Origin of the sequence: Streptomyces sp. NPDC092369 (assembly GCF_044755245.1) — a bacterium.
Lineage (GTDB): Bacteria > Actinomycetota > Actinomycetes > Streptomycetales > Streptomycetaceae > Streptomyces.
In genome coordinates, this window is the sequence record NZ_JBIVQP010000001.1 from 466050 (window position 1) to 484070 (window position 18021).

Genomic DNA, 18021 nt, shown 5'->3' on the forward strand with positions numbered 1-18021 from the left:
TCGACCGGGAGTCGCCCCTACTCGGCGGGCTGCTGCGCCGGCCGGGCCAGGCCCGCGGACCACTTCTCCTCGATGCGTCCGAACTTCCACACCAGCAGGGCGAGCACCCAGGTGGCGAAGAACAGGCCGACGATCACGAAGCCGATGATGTTCAGATCGAGGCCGGCCACCCAGTCCCAGAAGAAGCCGTGCAGGTCGAGCTTCTCGGCGAGCAGGCCGAGGAGTTCGACCGTGCCGATGACGAGGGCTACGGCGACCGAGAGGCCGGTGATGGTGAGGTTGTAGTAGACCTTGCGGACCGGCTTGGAGAACGCCCAGTCGTAGGCGAAGTTCATGAACGAGCCGTCGATGGTGTCGAGCAGCGACATGCCCGCCGCGAACAGCACCGGCAGGCACAGGATCGCGTACCAGGGCAGTCCGGAGGCGGCGCCCGAGCCGGCCAGCACGAGCAGGGCGATCTCGGTCGCGGTGTCGAAGCCGAGGCCGAACAGCAGGCCCAGCGGGTACATCTGCCAGGGCTTGGTGATCGACTTCATCACGCGGCCCAGCAGCCGGTTCATGAACCCGCGGTTGTTCAGCTGCTCTTCGAGGGCGGCCTCGTCGAAGTGGCCCGAGCGCATCCGGCGGAAGACCTTCCAGATGCCCGCCAGGATCACGAGGTTGATGATGGCGATGACGTAGAGGAAGACGCCGGAGACGGTCGTGCCGATCAGGCCGGTGACGTCGTGGAGTTGGGAGTCGTCGTCGCGGACCGGGCCGGCCACGGCCTTCACGCCCAGCGAGAGCAGGAGGGCCAGCGCGAAGACGACGCTGGAGTGGCCGAGCGAGAACCAGAAGCCGACCGACAGCGGCCGCTGCCCCTCGCCCATCAGCTTGCGGGTGGTGTTGTCGATCGCGGCGATGTGGTCGGCGTCGAAGGCGTGCCGCATGCCGAGCGTGTACGCGGTCACGCCGATGCCGATACCGAAGGACTTGGTGCCGATGCTGTAGTGCTCGGGGGCGACGATCGCGACCAGCGTGAACCAGCCGATGACGTGCAGCGCCAGCACGAAGGCGACCATCCCGCCGACCCTGATCCACTCCTGCCGCGTCATGGAGCCACGGACGCGGCGCCAGGCCGAGCGCTTGGCCTCCGCCTGGGCGGGGAGGGGCGGAGCGGAACCAGGGGCGGCCGTCATCGGGAGGGTCTTTCCGTCGGTGGAACACGAACGGCCGCACAAGGCAGCCTTGTGCCATGCTCCCGTACTTGCAACTCATGTGCAGTAAAGGCCGAGGCAGGCCTTTCCCATGCGCGGGGAAAATGGGAGGCGGTATCGGGTCCGGTCGGCGAACCGGGCCTGATCAGGACGTCGCGGTCAGGCCGTCGCGTTCGGTCCGTCCGGTCGGCTGCGCCGCTGCTCGACCATCTCGCGGCTGAGCTGCTCCGTCTCGGTCTCGGGCAGCCGCTCGAAGCCCTCCTCGGTGATCACCGACACCAGCGGGAAGATACGGCGGTTGACGTCGGGCCCGCCGGTCGCGGAGTCGTCGTCCGCGGCGTCGTACAGCGCCTGAAGTGCGGCCGAAGCAGCCTCGCGTCGGGACATCCGCGGGTGGAACAGCTTCTTCAGCGCGCCCTTGGCGAACGGCGAGCCGGAGCCCTCGGCGTGGAAGTCGGACTTCTCGTAGGGGCCGCCGGTGACGTCGAAGCTGAAGATGCGGCCGCGCCCGCCCTCGGGGGCCGAGGGGTCGTAGCCGACCAGGAGCGGGACGACGGCGAGGCCCTGCATGGCCTGGCCGAGGTTCTGCCGGATCATGCCGGCGAGCCGGGTCGCCTTCGCGTTGAGGGTCATCGGGATGCCCTCGATCTTCTCGAAGTGCGTGAGTTCGACCTGGTAGAGCTTGATCATGTCGAGGGCGAGTCCGACGGTGCCGGCGAAGGCGACGGCCGTGTGGTCGTCGGCGGGGTGCACCTTCTCCAGGTCGCGCTGAGCGATGAGGTTGCCCATCGTGGCCCGGCGGTCGCCGGCGATCATCACACCGTCGCGGTAGGCGAGGGCCAGCACGGTGGTGCCGTGCGGGAACCGGCCGGGCGCGGCCCGCACGCCGGGCGGCAACTGCGGGCTCATGGGCAGCAGTTCGGGCCGGTGCGCGGCCAGGAACTGAGCGAAGGACGAGGTCCCGGGAACGAAGAACTCCTCCCCTAAACGGCCTTCGGACTCGCTGCCTGTCATACAACTCCCCCTCCGCGCCGGGCCGATGGCCGACACCCCATGGCCAACAGTCGATAACGGAGTCCTACCTGAAGCGGGTCGGGGCAAAACGCGGAGCCGCTCACAGCGCCTTGCGGCGGACGAGCACTCCGAGCACCACGAGGCCCGGCAGCAGCGGCAGCCACACGGTCAGCAGCCGGTAGCCGAGCACGACGGACGCGGCGGCGGCGACCGGCGCCCCGGTCGCCGTGAGCGCGAAGGCGAGCGCGGCGTCGAGGGAGCCGAGCCCGCCGGGGGTGGGCAGCAGCGCCGCCGCACTGCTGGCGGCGAGGTAGAGCAACGCCACGCGCGCCGGGGCCAGGGGCAGTCCCACGGCCCGGGTGACGGCGATCAGGACGAGGGAGTGCAGCGCGGCGAACGCCAGCGAGCCGCCCCACAGGGCGGCGGCCCGGTGCGGCCGCGCGTGCACGGCCCGGATGTCCGCGACCACCGCCGCGAGGACCTTGCGGCAGCGCGGCCAGAGCGGGCAGCCGATCAGGACGACCGCCGCCGCGGCCAGGGCGGGTACGACGGCCACGAGCCGGCCCGAGACGGGCGGCAGCCGCAGTACTCCGGGGCAGGCCAGGGCCAGGACGGCGATCAGGGCGCAGCGGACGGCGCCCGCCGCGGTCGCCTTGACGGCCAGGGCGGTGGCGGAGCGGGCGGCGGACAGGCCGCAGCGCATGAGGAAGCGCAGGTTGACCGCGCCGGCGCCGAGTCCGGCGGGCAGCAGGTGGTTGGCGGCGGTGGCGGCGAACTGCGCGGCCACCAGCCGGCCACCGGGCAGCCGCTCCCGGACCGCACCCTGCTGGGCCAGCGCCGCGCACCCCCAGGTGGCCGCGGCGGCACCGGCCCCGACCAGCAGCCAGCCCTCGTCGGCGACGGCCAGCCGGCCCGCTCCGGTGACGACCGCGGCCCGGTGCGGCAGGGCGAGACAGGTGGCGCAGACCAGCAGTGCGAGGGCCACAGCCGACTGCCAGTACACCCGTCGGCGGGTGGGTGCGGCGAGGACGGCGTGCGTGCTGTCGGCCATGCGCCCCTCCCCGTCTCAAGAAACACGGACAAATTAACCCATATCTAACTCGGGGACCCCATGGGGTACCGCCGGCCGGATGACCGGTCAGTCGTGCGGGAACGAGTGGTGCTCGTGGGCGACCACCCAGCGGCCGTCGTCCTTGCGCAGACCCAGGGTGAGCCGCAGGCGCATCGTGGGGTGGTGCGCGAGTTCGTCGGGGGTGCCGCAGCGCAGCAGGGCATGGGCGTAGGCGACGCCACTGTCGGCCGTGACGTCAAGGGTGTCGATCTCGAAGCAGGCACCCTGCGCCTGCCAGTCGAAGAACGGCGGCCAGGCCGCGCTGTAGGCGGCCAGCCCGTGCACCCCCTCGTACGGCGGTGGCACGTCGTACATGACGAGGTCCTCCGCGTGATCGGCGAGTACGCCGGCCAGGTCGCCGCGGTGGACCGCGTCCGCCCACCGGATGATCAGGGCACGGATCCGCGCCTCGTCGTCGGGCATGGCGGGCGCTCCTTTCCTCTACGGGGGCGACTCCCCTGGCAGGGGCTCGTCACTCCCCGATCCGTTCGAGCATGTCGATCTCTTCGAGTGTCACACTCGGCCCTGTGCCGCTGACTTTCGACGATCTCCTCATCCGCGCCCGTGCCCTGCTCCCGGACGGCCGCCCCCGCGCGGTCCTGGGCATCGCCGGCAGTCCGGGCTCCGGCAAGACGACACTGGCAGAGCATCTGGTACGGGAACTCAACGGCACCGGCGAGCCCTGGTCCGCGCACGTCCCGATGGACGGCTTCCATCTGGCGGACGTCGAGTTGGACCGCCTGGGCCGGCGCGACCGCAAGGGCGCCCCCGACACCTTCGACGCGGCCGGGTACGCGGCGCTGCTGCGGCGGCTGCGCGAGGAGACCGACGAGATCGTGTACGCGCCCGGCTTCGAGCGGGTGCTGGAGCAGCCGGTCGCGGGGACGATCCCGGTGGAGCCGGGCATCCGGCTGGTCGTCACGGAGGGCAACTACCTGCTGCTCGGCACCGGTTCGTGGACACGGGTGCGCGCGGCGCTGGACGAGGTGTGGTTCTGCGAACTGGACGAGGAGGAGCGGATCCGCCGACTGGTCGCCCGGCACGAGGAGTTCGGCAAGGACCACGAGACGGCTCTGGCCTGGGTGCGGGGCACCGACCAGCGCAACGCCGACCTGGTGGCGACGACCCGGGACCGGGCCGAGCTGATCGTGCCGGTCGGTGCGCTGCCCGCGCCGGAGACCGACTCGGCGGCGCGGGCAGGCAGTTGAGGGCGCTCAGGCGTGCAGCGTCAGCTCCGGCTCGGCGTCGGCGTCGCCCGCCGGGTCGCCGATCACCGCGGTGAAGGCCTCGGTACGGACGGTCAGGCCGCTGTCGCCGAGTTCGAAGGTGGGCGCGAGGGGGCCGTCGCCGCCGTAGCGCACCGCGAACACGTGCAGGTCCCCCGGTGCACCGGGAGCGGGTTCCGCCTCCACGGCACTGGAGGACACCAGGTGCCGCCAGCCCTCGTCCGGGTTCCCGTAGCCGCGCGGGTCGGCGGCCAGCGCGAAGGCCGCTAGCTCCTGGGTCAGTTCCGCACGGGCGTCGAAGTGGTCGACACCCTCCGACTCCGGGTGGGTCAGGCGCAGTTCACCGGCCGACGTCACCTTCGCGTCCGCGGTCCTGCGCACCCGGTCGCCGTCGTCCGTGGCGTAGGGCAGGCCGGCCAACAGGTACGGGGTGCCGGGGAGTCGTTCCACGGCGACCGTCGTCCACAGGGCCCGGCCGTCGGTGACGTACAGGGAGCGGACGTGCCGCAGGACGTGGTCGCGGCCGACGACGGGCTTGGTGACCAGCTTGGCGGTCAGTCCGTCGGCGCGCACGTCCCGGACCCGCACCTCGCCCATGGGGCGGCAGAACAGGAAGCCGTCGAGCACCGGACCGAAGCCGTGCTGGCGGTTCACGGCAGCGGCCAGGTAGTACGTGCCGTCGGCCTCGACCACCGAAGGCGTCATCCTGCTGTCGAAGGCCACCGACACGGTGCCGGCGCGGAGTTGATGGCGGGCCGGTGTCGTCGACGGTGTGCGGTGCCAGCGCGTGGTGTCCTGGATCTGCCAGACCAGCATCCAGGCGAAGTGCCCGTCCACTCCCCCGTCCGGCCTGACCGCGTGCCGGCCCCAGCGGGTGTCGCCCCGGTAGCGGCCGATGTCGGAGCCGATGCGGCTGCCGAAGTAGCGCAGCCCGAGGACGGACTCGAAGCCGGAGTGCTGTTCGCTGTAGCGAGGACCGCCGTTGTCGAAGCCGCCGTTGGTGAGGCGTGCGTCGATGTAGCGGGCCAGTGCGTCGCCGTCCTGCGCGAAGACGTCCTCGCCGCTGACGATGTGGGCCTGCGCGAGGAAGGAGAGGGAGATCGGGCCGTAGTTGTTGTCGTAGGCGCCGCCGTGCTCGGGGGGCAGCAGGTGGCCGCGGTCGCTGACGCGGTGGGGACGGATCTCGTCGTGATAGAGGCTCAACGCGCGCTCGCGGACCTCCTTCCCCCCTTCGTCGCCGTGCAGTTGGCCGGCCAGCATCAGACCGCCGACCACGCAGCCGATCGCCTGATTGCCGGCCTCCTGCGGGTTGAAGAAGGTGGCCTCCGTGAGCCAACGCCAGTAGCCGAGCGCCAACTGGCCCAGTTCATGTCGGAGTTCGTCGTGGATGAAGCGGTCACCCAACGCGACGACATTGACCACCTGGAGCAGTGCCCACACCGTGCTCGGCCAGTCGCCGATCGGATGCGCTCCCGGCTCCAGTACGTACCGGGCGTACGGGAGGCCGGAGTTGCGCACCTTCAGGTTCGGGTAGCCGGGATTGTCCTCCGTGAACACCCGCTCACGGAGGTGGAAATACAGGCTGCGCAGGGCTGCTTCCGGGAGGCGCGAGTCGTCAAGGCGCTGGTTGGCCAGGGCCAGCAGCGACGTGATCCCGAGCGAGGTGTCCCCGATGTCGTCGAGCGCGTCGGGGTGTTCGAGGCTGCCCTCCGGCGTGATGCGCCGCAGGGCCTGCTCGACGACGTCGGCGAGGACGGCGTCGTAGGCCTGCGGGGTGTCGGGGAGGTCGTGCAACGGGCCGCGCTGGTGGAGGAGGTGCACGGGTGGATCAGCCCTTCATGCCGGAGGTGGCCATGGCGTGGGTCACCGGGTTCACAAGACGGGTGCGGGGCGGCGGGCGCGCAGTGCGACGCCCAGTGTCTGCGGGCCGTTTCCACCGATGTAGACGCGGTTCCCGGTCGTCGCGTCGGTGCCGCCCACCACGGTGTAGTCCTGGCCCGGGTCGTACCGCAGTACGTCGCCGCGGTCCGGCCCGGCGAGGGGCTCGCCCGCCTCGACCTCGGCCTCGACGCGGATCTCGTCGTCACCGGCCCGGTAGGTCATCGGGCCGGTCGCCAGGCACCAGCGTCCGTCGCCGATCGGCGCGCCGCCCTCCACAACTCCCCCTGGCCGGAAGGTCAGTTCGAGGGCCCAGGGCACCCGTGGTCCGCTGATGTCGATCCGCAGGTCGGCGCCGTCCTCTCGCAGATCCACCTCGACGCGGGTCGTCTGGGAGACCTCGTCCCTGGGCCGGTCCGAGAAGGCCATCGCGGCCGAGAAGCGTCCCTCGTCCGCCAGGCGGTAGGCGCCGTCCTCGCATCGCCAGTCCGGCGGGAGCGGTTGGTAGTAGGCGGCCGAGAGGGTTTCGGTGAGCCGGTACCGGTTGTCGGCGAGCTGGTGCATGCCGGCGGCGCGGAACGGTCCGAGGTCGAAGAAGCCCCGGGAGAGGCGGACCGCGTCGAGGACGGCGTCGCCCGCGAACAGCCGCAGGAAGGTGGGATTGCAGGCCAGACCCGAGCGGATGCGCCGCTGCTCGGGCACGTCGGAGCCGCCGTACAGGACGGTGTGCGCGGTGGTGGACACGCGTGAGGCGAGGCGCGCCGAGGTGAAGTACCGGTCGCGGGGCAGGAGTTCGGGCTCCGGTGTCGGCAGCGGGCGGCACAGGTCGGGGGTGAGGATGGTCTCGGCGAGCAGGTTGGGGTCGTCGATGCCGTCGGCTGCGGCCAAGCGCGCCGCCCGGCTGAAGTCGCCCCGGCCGGTGCGGATCGCGAGCAGCCGGTAGTACGGCAGGTAGTGCGCCAGCGGGAACGAGTGCTTCTGGTCCTGCCGCCGCGAATGGACGGTCTCCACCGTGCCGTCCGGTCTGATGAGGTCCAGGGTCGCGGTGAGGTTGCGTGCGACGGCGTCCCGCAGGTCGGTGCGGTCGAGGACGTCGGCCAGGAGCAGCAGCGACGGGTTGGACACGTGGGAGGCGTAGACCGCGCTGCGCTCCGAGTACAGGCCCTCCGGGTCGATGTCGACGCCCTCCGCGAGCCACTGCTCGACGCGGTCGAGCAGCCGGTCGTCCGGGAACGAGCGGTGCAGCCGGGCCAGCGCGGCGCTCAGTTCCCAGCGGTGGTTGGGCGTGTGCACCCCGCCCGCCAGGAGGCCTTCGGACGCCGCGCCGGCGATCTCGGCGAGCGCGGCGGCGACCTTGCGCAGTTCCGGACCCGCGCCCGCGGCGAGGACGTGCGCGTCGCACACGTCGTTGACGGTGAACGCCGAGTCCGGCGGCGACTGCACGTTGTCTCCGCCGGCGAAGAGACCGGTCAAGGTCTGCGCGGCACGGAGGGCGCCGAGGTGGGTCATCGCCGCGGCGAGGGCCCGCCCGCTGCCGTGCAGTGCCGAGTCCCGGGAACGGTAGGCCGCGACCAGGGTCTTCACCCGGCGCGCCAGCACGCGGTGGGTCACACCGGCGGGTTCCTCGTCCGGGCCGGCCGCCAGCGGGGCGGCCGACCGGTCGGCGGCGCCGGCCGTCGCGCGGACGAACTCGTGGTCGAGCGGGGTGGGCACGGTCAGTCCTTCAGTCCGGCGTTGATGTCGGCGCTCATGACGTACCGCTGGAACACCAGGAAGACGAGGATCAGCGGGATCATGGAGATGACCGAACCGCCGAGCAGCACCGACCAGTTGATGTTCTGCGCGCCGACGAGGCTCTGGATGCCGATCTGCACGGTGAACTTGTTGGGGTCGTTGAGCATCAGCAGCGGCCAGATGTAGTCGTTCCAGCGCCACTGGAAGGACAGGATGGCGAGGGTCAGCATGATGGGCCGGGAGATCGGCACCATGATCCGCAGGAAGATCGACAGTTCACGCGCGCCGTCGATGCGGGCGGCCTCGACGAGTTCGTCGGGGACCGTCAGGAAGAACTGGCGGAACATGAAGCATCCGGTCGCGGTGAGCACGGCCGGGAGGATGATGCCGCCGAACGAGTTGTAGAGGCCGAGGTCGCGGACGACCAGGAACTCCGGGGCGAGCATGACCTCGGACGGCAGCATCGTGGTGGCCAGGATGCAGATGAAGAAGAACTTCAGCCACTTGTTGTCGTACTTGGCCAGCGCGTACCCGGTGCAGCAGCTGACTCCCACCGTGAGGATCGTCGTGATCACGCACACGATGGCCGTGTTGATGAAGTACTGGGAGAAGTTGGCGCTGTCCCAGGCCGCCTTGTAGCCCGACAGGGTGGGGTTGTGCGGAAGCACGGTCAGCGGGAGGGAGAACAGGTCGCCGGCCGGCTTGAAGGAGCTGAGGACGAACCACAGCACCGGCAGTCCGTACAGGGCCGCCAGGATCCACAGCAGTGTCGTCGCGGGTACGGCCTGCCGGAGCCCACCACTGCGCGCGCCCCGGGACCGCTTCTTGGCGACGGGCCGTCGGGGACCGGCGTCGACCGGACGCGGCGTGTCTGTGGTTGTCATCGGTTCTCCATCCGCCGGTTGGCGATCAGCTGGATGATCGCGACGGCCATCAGGATGAGCATGAGCACGAAGGACGCGGCGCTCGCGTAGCCGATCTGGCCCCGGTTGAATCCGGTCTGATAGATGTACTGGACCAGCAGGTTGTTCGACGTGCCGGGTCCGCCGTTGTTGAGGGAGACGAACAGCGGGTATTCCTTCATCGCGTTGATCGTGTTGAGCAGGATGACGATGAACGAGGTGGGCGCGATGCTCGGCAGCGTGATGCTGATGAACTGGCGCCAGGGACCGGCGCCGTCGAGCGAGGCCGCCTCGTAGTACGAGGTGGGCACGTTCTTGATCGCCGCGATGAACAGCAGCATCGAAAAGGCCGTTCCCCACCAGGCACCCGCCATCACGACCACGCCCAGCGACAGGTCGGCGTTCGACTGCCAGGCGATCGCGTTCCCGCCGAACTTCTCGATCACGTAGTTGATCAGTCCGAAGTTCTCTCCGAACAGCCACCGCCACAGGACACCCACGACGATGGGCGAGATGAGCCACGGGATGAAGAAGACGACGCGTGCTATCGACGCGCCCTTGGCCTGCTTGCTCACCACCAGGTTGGCGATGAGGAGCGAGAGCACGAAGTTCAGCGGGACGACGAGCACGGTGTACAGCAGCGTCCGGAACAGCGCGTCGTAGAAGGTGGAGTCCCCGAACAGGTTCTGGTAGTTGTCCAGTCCGATGAACTGGAACGCCCCCACGCCTGTGTAGTTGGTGAAGGAGTAGACGAGCCCGATCACCGCCGGCCACACGAAGAACAGTGCGAAGAGCACGACGTTGGCCGCGATGAGGACGAGCGGCGCGACGGTGTAGGTGTTGCGTCGCCTGGGCGGGCTCCCGGACACGTCCGAGGCGCGTTTTGTCATCTTCCTGACTCCGTGCTGGTGGATTGGATTGCGGTGGGCTCACGCCATGAGCCCGGCATCGTGCGGTCGCCCGGGGCCGGGCGGCGGTCTCTGGATCCCGCCGCCCGGCTCCGGCCCACGATCAGCCGCCGACCGCCGTGTTGTAGCCGTCCACGATGTTCTGCAGGGCCTTGTCGGCCGACTGCTGGCCGTTGATCGCCTTGCCGAGCTCCGTCTTGGTCGGGTCCTCGGTGAGGCTCTTGCCCTTCAGCACCCAGTTCGTCTGCGCGCTGTTGAAGTAGCCCGAGATCGGGGCGTAGAGCGGGATCTCCTCGTTGTAGAGCTTGAACGCCGCCTGCGCCGCCTCGGAGGTGAAGGGGTACTTCGGGTTCAGCCCGCTCTCGACCGGGAGGAACCCGGACGCCTCGACCAGCTCGGTGTAGTTCTTCGGCTCGTAGACCCAGGACATGAACTTCTGCGCGGCGGTGGCCGCGGCACCGTTGTTGTTGAAGCCCACCATCAGGCCGCCGCTGTTGACGTCGCTGGCCTGTACCGGCTGGGCGGGGGTCGGGACGCTCGCCCAGTCGAACTTCTTGATGCTCTCCGCGAAGGCGGCCACCTGCCACACGCCGGACCAGTAGGCGACCACGTCACCGCTCTGGAACATGGCCGACGGGTCGGCACCGCTGGTCCACACCGACTTCGGCATGGTCTTGTCGTCGTTCCATCCGACGAAGGTGTTCACGGCCTTCTTGGTCGCCGCGTCCACCGAGAACTTGCCGGAGGAATCGGCGTGGACGTACTTCCCGCCCATCTCGTAGACCATGGCGCGCAGCCGGGACGGCGACTGGTCGAACGTCAGGGAGTACTTGGCACCGGTCTTCTCGCGGACCTTGTTGGCCGCCGCGATGAACTCGGTCCAGGTCCAGGTCTTCTCGGGCGAGGCCGGGACGGCGACGCCGGCCTTCTTGAACAGCGTCTTGTTGATGAACAGGCCGGACGCGGTGATGTCCGAGGGGATGGCCAGCACCTTGCCGGACGAGTCCTTGGCGATGAAGTTCTTGTTGATCTTGAAGGTCTTGTTGTTGGCGATGGAGCCGAGGTCGATCAGCTTGTTCGACCAGATCGGGTCCAGCGCCGGCACGGCGGCCACGTCGGGCAGGGAGTTGGCCTGCGCGGCGTTGTGCAGCTTCGTCGTGTAGCCGTCGTAGGGGACGTTGACGAGCTTGACGCTGACGTCCTGCTCCTTCTTGTACTGCGCCACCAGCTTCTTCCAGCCCGCGTCCTGCCCCGGAACCGTGGAGATCCAGAACGTCAGCGACTTGGAGGTCCCGCCGGAGCCGGAGCCCGACCCGCAGGCGGAGAGCAACAGGGCTCCTGCCGTGGCTACGGCAGCGAGAGGAACCAGGCGGCGCATGCCGCCGCGGCCGAGTCGGCGGGAGCGCCGCACACCCACAGTGGTCATCTTGGATCCCATTTCGTCGTAAGGGACGGAGCACGGCGCCGACCGACGCGGCACGGGTGCATTTTGCTGGAAAAGTCGCATTCCGGGGGCGCGGCCTCGCCCGGCCGCATCATCCACGCGGGGCAGAGATCCCCGGCCGTCCTGGCCGTCACCGCACGGGCTCGCCCTCGTGCGGTTGCCGTACGTCGTGTACGGGCTGGGATGCTCACCCCAAGTCGGTGTCCCGACCGACTTAGAAAGCGCTTGTCCGGACATTGGCAGACCAAGTCGGAGGCCGTCAATCCTTCACCCCCGCGGCTTCGGTCACGGTTTGGACTCCTCTGGCCACCGCGAGCCGGGCCGCGCCGACCACCGTGCCGCGGTCCCCGACCGTGCTGCTGACCACCTCGGTGGGCCAGCTCAGCCGGGCCAGCTCGGCCCGCACACCGGGCAGGAGCTGCGGATACGCGCCGGTGCTGCCGCCCAGCACGATCAGTCCCGGGTCCAGTACGGCGGTCACGGCGGCGGCGAGCCGGCCCACGTCGGCGGCGTGCCGGTCGACGAGGGCGCGGGCCGTCCCCCGGCCCTGCGAGGCGAGGGCGAAGAGCTGTTCGGCGCTGCCCGGAACCGGACCCTCGGACTCACGCCAGGCCGCCGCGGCCCGTCTCAGCAGGGAGTGCGCGCCGACGTACTCCTCCAGGGCCTCCTGGCGCGGCTCACGGTCGTCGTCCCACGGGTAGGGCAGCCGCGCGAGCTCACCGGCCGCGCCGTTGGCCCCGCGCAGCACCTGGCCGCCGATGACGATGCCGAGACCGACACCCACGCCGATCCGCAGGTAGCCGAAGGTGCGGCGGCCGACGGCAGCGCCCTCGTGCAGCTCGGCGAGGGCCGCGCAGTTGACGTTGTTCTCCAGGTGGACCGGCACTCCGGGCGGCAGCGCGACCGACACCGCGTCGAAGACGGGCCCCGCCTTGGCGGTCGCGGGCCGCATGCGGCCGTCGGTGCCGTCCGGGGCGGTGACGTCGCCGACCGCGACGACGATCGTGCGCAGCGGGGCGCCGGCGGGCAGCGCGGCCAGCGCCTCGCGCACAGCGTCGACGGCCCGCTCCCTGCTGGCGGTCGCCTCGGCGAGCAGGGTGCCGTCCAGGGCGCAGCCCCGCACCAGGGTCCGGGCGGGACCGAGGTCGACGGCGAGCACGGCGCCGGAGGCGGGCCCGAGGCCGTACACGGCGGCGGAGCGGCCGGTGCCGCCCGAGGCGGTGCCGGAGTGGGTGGCCAGCTGGGCCGCCTCCAGTTCGGCGACGGCGGAGGACACCGTCGGCTTGGACAGCCCCGCCAGACTCGCCAGCTGGGGCCGGGTCGCACTGCCGGCCTGCGCCAGCACCGCGAAGACCGCGCTCGCGCTCTCGGTCAGGCGGGGGGTCTCCGCCACGACGTGTTCCACAGTTCCCCCATGGGTCAGGGGCCGCGCTCCCCGGGTGTCGCGGGATGCGGCGTTCAATTGCCCTTGCGTCGCACGTCCCCGCCACCCAGCGGCCGGAAGGCCGGTCCAGTGATCGAGTTCGCGCGGACTCTTGACGCACTGTACTTCGTTAGTTAACTTCCTAACGAAGTACACGGTACTCGCCTGCCGTGATCCGCACGAGGCCCGTCCCGGGGCTTCCCTACTTCTCCAATTCCTCTTCGGCCAGGCACGGTTCGTCCACCGTTCACGGGCCGGCGGAACGATGAAAGAGGAGTCCGTGCAGGACGCACCCCCCTCGAACCCTCTTGTGGTCGGTATCGACGTGGGCGGCACCAAGACGCACCTCCGCGCCTTCGCGGGGGACGCCGAGGTCGCCGATCACGTCCGGACGAGCGGCGGCTGGCGGCCGCATGATCCGGTCGCCGCCGCCGCCTGGCTCGCCGCCCTGGTCGCGGACGCCCTGCCCACCGGCGCGCGTCCGTCCGCCCTGGCCCTGGGCGGACACGCCTGCGAGACCCCGCGCCAGTGCGCGCAGATCCGTACCGCCCTGCAACTCCACTTCGACGCGCCCGCGCTGGTCGTGGGCGACGCCGAACTCCTCGTGCCCGCCGCGGGCTTGGACAAGGGGGTCGGCCTGGTCGCCGGCACCGGTTCCGTGGCCGTGGGCCGACTGCCCGACGGCAGCTCCGTTCAGGTCGGCGGCTGGGGCGCGGTGCTCGGTGACGAGGGCGGCGCCGCCGGTCTCGTCCGGGAGGCCGCGCGCGCCGTGTGGGCGGCCCACGACCGGGGCGAGGCACCGGACGCGCTCGCCCTCGGCCTCGTCGAGGCCTTCGGCGTCGCCGAAGTCCCGGCGCTGGGCGACGCGTTGGAGAGCGCCTCCGACGTCTCCGCCGAGTGGGGCAGGCGCGCACCCTTCGTGTTCGCCGCGGCCGACGCGGGCTCCGCACTCGCCCGTGGCGTGATCGCCGCGGCGGGCCGCTCGCTCGCCGCGCTCGTCTCCCGGCTCGCCGTGCGCGGGGTCCCGGTGGACGACGTGGTGGTCGCGGGCAGCACCGTCCTCGCCCAGCCCTCGCTGTACGGGGCGTTCACCGCCGCACTCGCCGAATCCGTGCCCGGAGCACGCCCGCAGCCGCTGCGGGTGTCCCCGGTCGAGGGGGCCGTGCGGCTGGCGCGTTCGATCCTCTGAACCCGTCGGTCCGCGTTCACGCAGCCGCCATGTCGCGGTCGCCGGTCCACCTCTGGCGGGACAGGGCCCGGCCTTGGATCTTCGCTCAGGCACCAACAGGACGCGCCGAACGCACAGTTCCCACGCGTCCCTGGCACCACACCTCCGCGCACGATCTCCCTTCCGGCCGCAGGGCCGAAGAACTCAAGAGAGGCACACGCATGCCGTCACCAGCCGGGCACCGCTCCCCCACCATCGGCCAACTCGCCGTCGACCGGCGGGGGTTCCTCAAGAGCTCGCTGGGCGCCTCGGCCGGTGTACTGGCCGCACCGACCCTCGTCACCTGGCTGGCCGCCGCCGACGCCAAGGCCGCGACCGCGCCCCTCCCGTTCGTCGACGACTACAAGACCAACGTCATCGCGAACCTGACGCCCGAGACCAACGCGGTCGTGCGGATCCTCGGCGGCTTCGCGAAGGTGTGGAAGACCGGCGGCGCCTGGAACACCGGCACACCGCTGCGGCCCGAGGTGCTGCGCGCCAACATGCGCTACTGCGCGAGGATCACCCGCACCCGCACCGACGCGCAGGCGAAGGAAGCCTTCATCTACGACCGCCAGCACCAGAGTTACGCGATGATCGCGGCGCTGGGCCCGCTGGCCGACCTGTACAAGTCCGGTGCCCTGGCGGTCACTTCGATCACCAGCGCCCCCGACGGCACACCCGCCACGAAGATCGACGACGCCGTCCCGGCCGGCGCGCCCGCCGGTTCCGCGCTCGGCGCCGGCTCGCACGACTCCGCGCTCGGCAAGGTCGCCGAACTGGTCGACACCGTGCGCGGCCCGTACGCCTCCGGCAACCCCGGCAAGTACGCCTACCAGTACCCGCGTCCGTGGCGCATGAACGAGGACAGCGAGGTCGTCGACACCGGGAAGACCGACGCGCTCGGCTTCCCGGTCTACGACTCCGACGTGGTCGTCGCCCCGCAGCTGCTGCGCCAGCGCAGCACCTCCCCGACGGACGACGGCGGCTTCCCCAGCGGCCACACCAACGCCTTCCACCTGGCGGGCCTGGCCTACGCGTACGCCGTGCCCGAGCGGTTCCAGGAGCTGGTGACCCGGACCCTGGAGCTGAGCCACACCCGGATCGTGGCCGGCATGCACAACACGGTCGACGTCATCGGCGGCCGCGTCATGGCCACCGCCCTCGCCGCCGCCACCCTCGCCGACCCGGCGAACGCGGCCCTCAAGACCGCGGCCCGCGCCCAGGCCCTGGCCTACTTCGCGGCGGAGACGGGCACCACGGCCGACACCCTGTACGCCTACGTCCACTCCGCAGGCACCGACACCGACAAGTACGCCGACCGCGAGGCCAACGCCCGTGTCGTGGAGCCCAAGTTCACGTACGCGCTGACCCGCAAGGGCCGCAGCACCCCCCTGACCGTGCCGAAGGGCGCGGAGGTGCTCCTGGAGACCCGGCTGCCCTACCTCGACGCGGCCCAGCGGCGCGAGGTGCTGCGCACGACGGCCCTGCCCTCGGGCTACGTGCTGCTGGACGGCTTCGAGCAGTGGGGCCGGCTCAACCTGTTCGCCGCGGCGGACGGGTACGGCGCCTTCGACTGCGACGTCACCGTCACCCTGGACGCGGCGGCCGGGGGCTTCGGCGCGGCGGACAGCTGGCGCAACGACATCGACGGGGACGGCGGCCTGACCAAGCGCGGCACCGGCACGCTGACGCTGACGGGCCACAACAGGTACACGGGCGGCACCGTGGTGACCGCGGGCGTCCTGGCGACCGCCTCCTCCCACGCCCTGGGCCACGGCGACGTACGCGTGACGGGCGGCACCCTGCGCCTGGGCGAGCCCGTCCAGGTGCACGGCCTGTACACGCAGGAGTCGGCCACCCTGGAGCTCCCCCTGCGCTCGGGCCACTCGCCCGCCCTGGAGATCACCCGGCGCGCGACCCTCGGCCGGGGCAGCGTGCTGTCGCTGCGGCTCGACGCGCACAGGCCGCCGGTCGCGGGCAGCACGGTCCGTGTCCTGTCCGCGTCGGCCCTGCGCGGACAATTCGACCGCGTCGAGCTGAACTCCGACCGGCTGCGGGCCGTACCCGTCTACACGACGGACGGTCTGTCGGTACGACTCCTGAAGCGGTAACGCCCTCGGTGGCGGGAGCTGATGCGAAGGTAGGGCCCATGAGAAGGGTCCGGATCACTCCCGCCGCCTCGCGGTCGGTGTCACCGCGGGGCGGATGATGGCGCAGGAACAGCACTCGGTGCTCGAACCCGGGACCCTCGACGACGCGGCCACCCCGCCCCGGCCCACGGCCGCGGGGCCGGCCCGCCCCGCGCGTCGGCGCTGGCTGGTGCCCCTCCTCGTGGTCCTGCTGCTCGGCCAGCTGGCCGCCGCGATGGCGACCACGGCGGTCCAGCAGACACCGACCATCGACGAGCCGGTGTACGTCGGCACGGCCGCCGACTACCTCCACGAGCACCGCATCCGCTTCAACCCCGAACACCCGCCGCTCGGCAAGCTGGTGATCGCGCTCGGCGTGGCGGTCGCCGACCCGCACGTCGACACCAACTACCGGGGCGACCAAGGGGAGTTCGGGCGGCACCTGCTGTACGAGTCCGGCAACGACCCCTGGCGGTTGATGTTCTGGGCGCGTCTTCCGGTGATGGTGCTGACCCTGCTCTTCGGGCTCGTCGTGTTCTCGTTCGCCCGTGAACTCGCGGGCGCCGCCGCCGGATTGGCCGCCCTCGCCCTGTACTCCTTCTCCCCCGACATCGTCGCCCACGGCTCGCTGGCCACGCTCGACGTGCCGGCCGCCGGGTTCGTGCTGACGTCCGCGTGGCTGGCGTGGCGGGCACGTCAACGGCCGCGCCGGTACGTGCCGTTGGCGGGGATCGCGCTCGGCGCGGGCCTGGCCACGAAGATGAGCGTGCTGCCGGTCGTGCCGGTGCTGTGTGCACTGGCCGCGTGGTCGGTGTGGCACGGCGGTTCGGCGGACCGGCGCAGGGCGGTGCTGCGGGCGCTCGCGGGCGCGGCCGTCGTGGCGGGGGCCGCCGTGACCGTCGTATGGGCGTCGTATCTGGTGGTGGACCCGCGGTTGCGCGCCTCCTCCATGGACCCGGTCCCGGCCGTGCACGGGCTGAAGGGGCTGGTGGTGGATCTGCTGCCGCTGCCCGGGTCCTACAAGGACGGCATGCGGCTCCAGTTCGGCATGGAGGCCTATCCGTGGCAGGGGTTCCTCTTCGGGCATGTGTACACCGGTTCGCTCTGGTACTACCTGCCGGTCGCGCTGCTGGTGAAGACGCCGCTGGGCATGCTCGCGCTGTGGGCCGCCGGGGCGGTCGTGCTGGTCGCGGTACCGCGGCTGCGGCCCGCGGCGCCTTACGTGCTCGTGCCCGCCGCGGTGCTCCTGGCCGCGGCCATGACCGGGTCGCGGGACTTCGGGACGCGGTACGCCGTGTTCGTGCCGATGTTCCTGGCGGTGGCGGCGGGGTGTGTGCTCGCCGTGCGGTGGCGGTGGGCGCCGCTGGTGACGGGGGTGCTGGTGGCGTTCGTCGCGGTCAGTTCGGTGCGGACGTACCCCTACTATCTGCCGTACTCCAACGAGGCGTTCGGCGGACCGGCGAAGACGCATCTGCGGCTGCACGACTCCAATGTGGACTGGGGCCAGGACCTGGGGCGGCTCGCCGACCGGCTGCGCGAGCGGTACGCGGGCGAGCGGGTGTGGCTGGTGTACAAGGGCAGCGGGGTGCCGTCCTTCTACGGCATCGACGCGGCCGACCCGCGTGACGTGCCCGAATCCGAGGTGCACGGGCTGCTCGTGGTCTCGGACTCGTCGGTGGCCAAGGCGCGCGGACGGCTGGCCGCACTGATCGCCGGCAGCCGCGCGATCGACGAGGTCGGTCATTCGATCACCGTCTACCGGCGGTGACACCCCGTCCGGCGGCGCGACCTGAGCTTCCGTCCGCCGTACGGCATATGCCTTCTCGCAGACCCCTGTGGTGACAGC

General features: G+C 71.3%; 14 protein-coding genes. 4 read left to right on the forward strand and 10 right to left on the reverse strand.

Annotation, left to right across the window (positions count from 1 at the left end):
- Positions 1-17: 17 nt before the first annotated feature.
- The 4 genes from ACIQI8_RS02020 to ACIQI8_RS02035 all read right to left on the reverse strand — a co-directional run bounded on the left by ACIQI8_RS02020 (position 18) and on the right by ACIQI8_RS02035 (position 3744).
- Positions 18-1178 carry a HoxN/HupN/NixA family nickel/cobalt transporter gene (locus ACIQI8_RS02020; protein ID WP_402343591.1) on the reverse strand — a complete coding sequence of 387 codons (1161 nt, stop codon included), beginning with the start codon at positions 1176-1178 and terminating at the stop codon, positions 18-20.
- 177 nt (positions 1179-1355) lie between these two features.
- Positions 1356-2210, reverse strand: coding sequence for a proteasome subunit beta (prcB, locus tag ACIQI8_RS02025; protein WP_402343594.1), 855 nt, complete (start codon positions 2208-2210; stop codon positions 1356-1358).
- A gap of 100 nt (positions 2211-2310) precedes the next feature.
- Positions 2311-3261 (reverse strand): lysylphosphatidylglycerol synthase domain-containing protein, encoded by a 951-nt coding sequence (locus tag ACIQI8_RS02030; protein ID WP_402343597.1) that lies wholly within the window; start codon positions 3259-3261, stop codon positions 2311-2313.
- Positions 3262-3348: 87 nt separating this feature from the next.
- Positions 3349-3744: a YybH family protein gene (locus ACIQI8_RS02035; RefSeq protein WP_402343600.1), complete on the reverse strand. Its 396-nt coding sequence runs from the start codon at positions 3742-3744 to the stop codon at positions 3349-3351.
- A 104-nt stretch (positions 3745-3848) separates the two neighbouring features.
- On the opposite strand from ACIQI8_RS02035, the gene ACIQI8_RS02040 reads away from it, so the two are divergent.
- Entirely contained in the window at positions 3849-4529 is a 681-nt protein-coding gene (locus ACIQI8_RS02040; RefSeq protein WP_402343603.1) for a nucleoside/nucleotide kinase family protein, read from the forward strand.
- A gap of 6 nt (positions 4530-4535) precedes the next feature.
- Here the strand turns inward: ACIQI8_RS02040 and ACIQI8_RS02045 are convergent, their stop codons facing one another.
- From ACIQI8_RS02045 to ACIQI8_RS02070, 6 genes are all read right to left on the reverse strand, one after another.
- On the reverse strand, positions 4536-6368 hold the full coding sequence (locus ACIQI8_RS02045) for a hypothetical protein (protein ID WP_402343606.1): 1833 nt from the start codon (positions 6366-6368) through the stop codon (positions 4536-4538).
- Between the two features lie 51 nt (positions 6369-6419).
- The gene (locus ACIQI8_RS02050) at positions 6420-8138 is read right to left on the reverse strand and encodes a hypothetical protein (protein WP_402343609.1); all 1719 of its coding nucleotides are present in this window, start codon (positions 8136-8138) and stop codon (positions 6420-6422) included.
- Positions 8139-8140: 2 nt separating this feature from the next.
- Positions 8141-9043 carry a carbohydrate ABC transporter permease gene (locus ACIQI8_RS02055; RefSeq protein ID WP_402343612.1) on the reverse strand — a complete coding sequence of 301 codons (903 nt, stop codon included), beginning with the start codon at positions 9041-9043 and terminating at the stop codon, positions 8141-8143.
- Positions 9040-9951, reverse strand: coding sequence for a carbohydrate ABC transporter permease (locus ACIQI8_RS02060; RefSeq protein WP_402343615.1), 912 nt, complete (start codon positions 9949-9951; stop codon positions 9040-9042). Before ACIQI8_RS02060 ends, ACIQI8_RS02055 begins: the two co-directional genes overlap by 4 nt.
- A gap of 121 nt (positions 9952-10072) precedes the next feature.
- The gene (locus ACIQI8_RS02065; RefSeq protein WP_402343618.1) at positions 10073-11395 is read right to left on the reverse strand and encodes an ABC transporter substrate-binding protein; all 1323 of its coding nucleotides are present in this window, start codon (positions 11393-11395) and stop codon (positions 10073-10075) included.
- A 277-nt stretch (positions 11396-11672) separates the two neighbouring features.
- Positions 11673-12806, reverse strand: coding sequence for an ROK family transcriptional regulator (locus ACIQI8_RS02070; RefSeq protein WP_402343621.1), 1134 nt, complete (start codon positions 12804-12806; stop codon positions 11673-11675).
- Between the two features lie 295 nt (positions 12807-13101).
- Here ACIQI8_RS02070 and ACIQI8_RS02075 point away from each other — a divergent pair, with 295 nt between their 5' ends.
- The 3 genes from ACIQI8_RS02075 to ACIQI8_RS02085 all read left to right on the forward strand — a co-directional run bounded on the left by ACIQI8_RS02075 (position 13102) and on the right by ACIQI8_RS02085 (position 17943).
- The gene (locus tag ACIQI8_RS02075; protein ID WP_402343624.1) at positions 13102-14025 is read left to right on the forward strand and encodes an N-acetylglucosamine kinase; all 924 of its coding nucleotides are present in this window, start codon (positions 13102-13104) and stop codon (positions 14023-14025) included.
- A 200-nt stretch (positions 14026-14225) separates the two neighbouring features.
- Entirely contained in the window at positions 14226-16157 is a 1932-nt protein-coding gene (locus tag ACIQI8_RS02080) for a phosphatase PAP2 family protein (protein ID WP_402343626.1), read from the forward strand.
- Positions 16158-16251: 94 nt separating this feature from the next.
- Positions 16252-17943: an ArnT family glycosyltransferase gene (locus ACIQI8_RS02085; RefSeq protein ID WP_402343629.1), complete on the forward strand. Its 1692-nt coding sequence runs from the start codon at positions 16252-16254 to the stop codon at positions 17941-17943.
- The last annotated feature ends 78 nt before the right edge of the window (positions 17944-18021 follow it).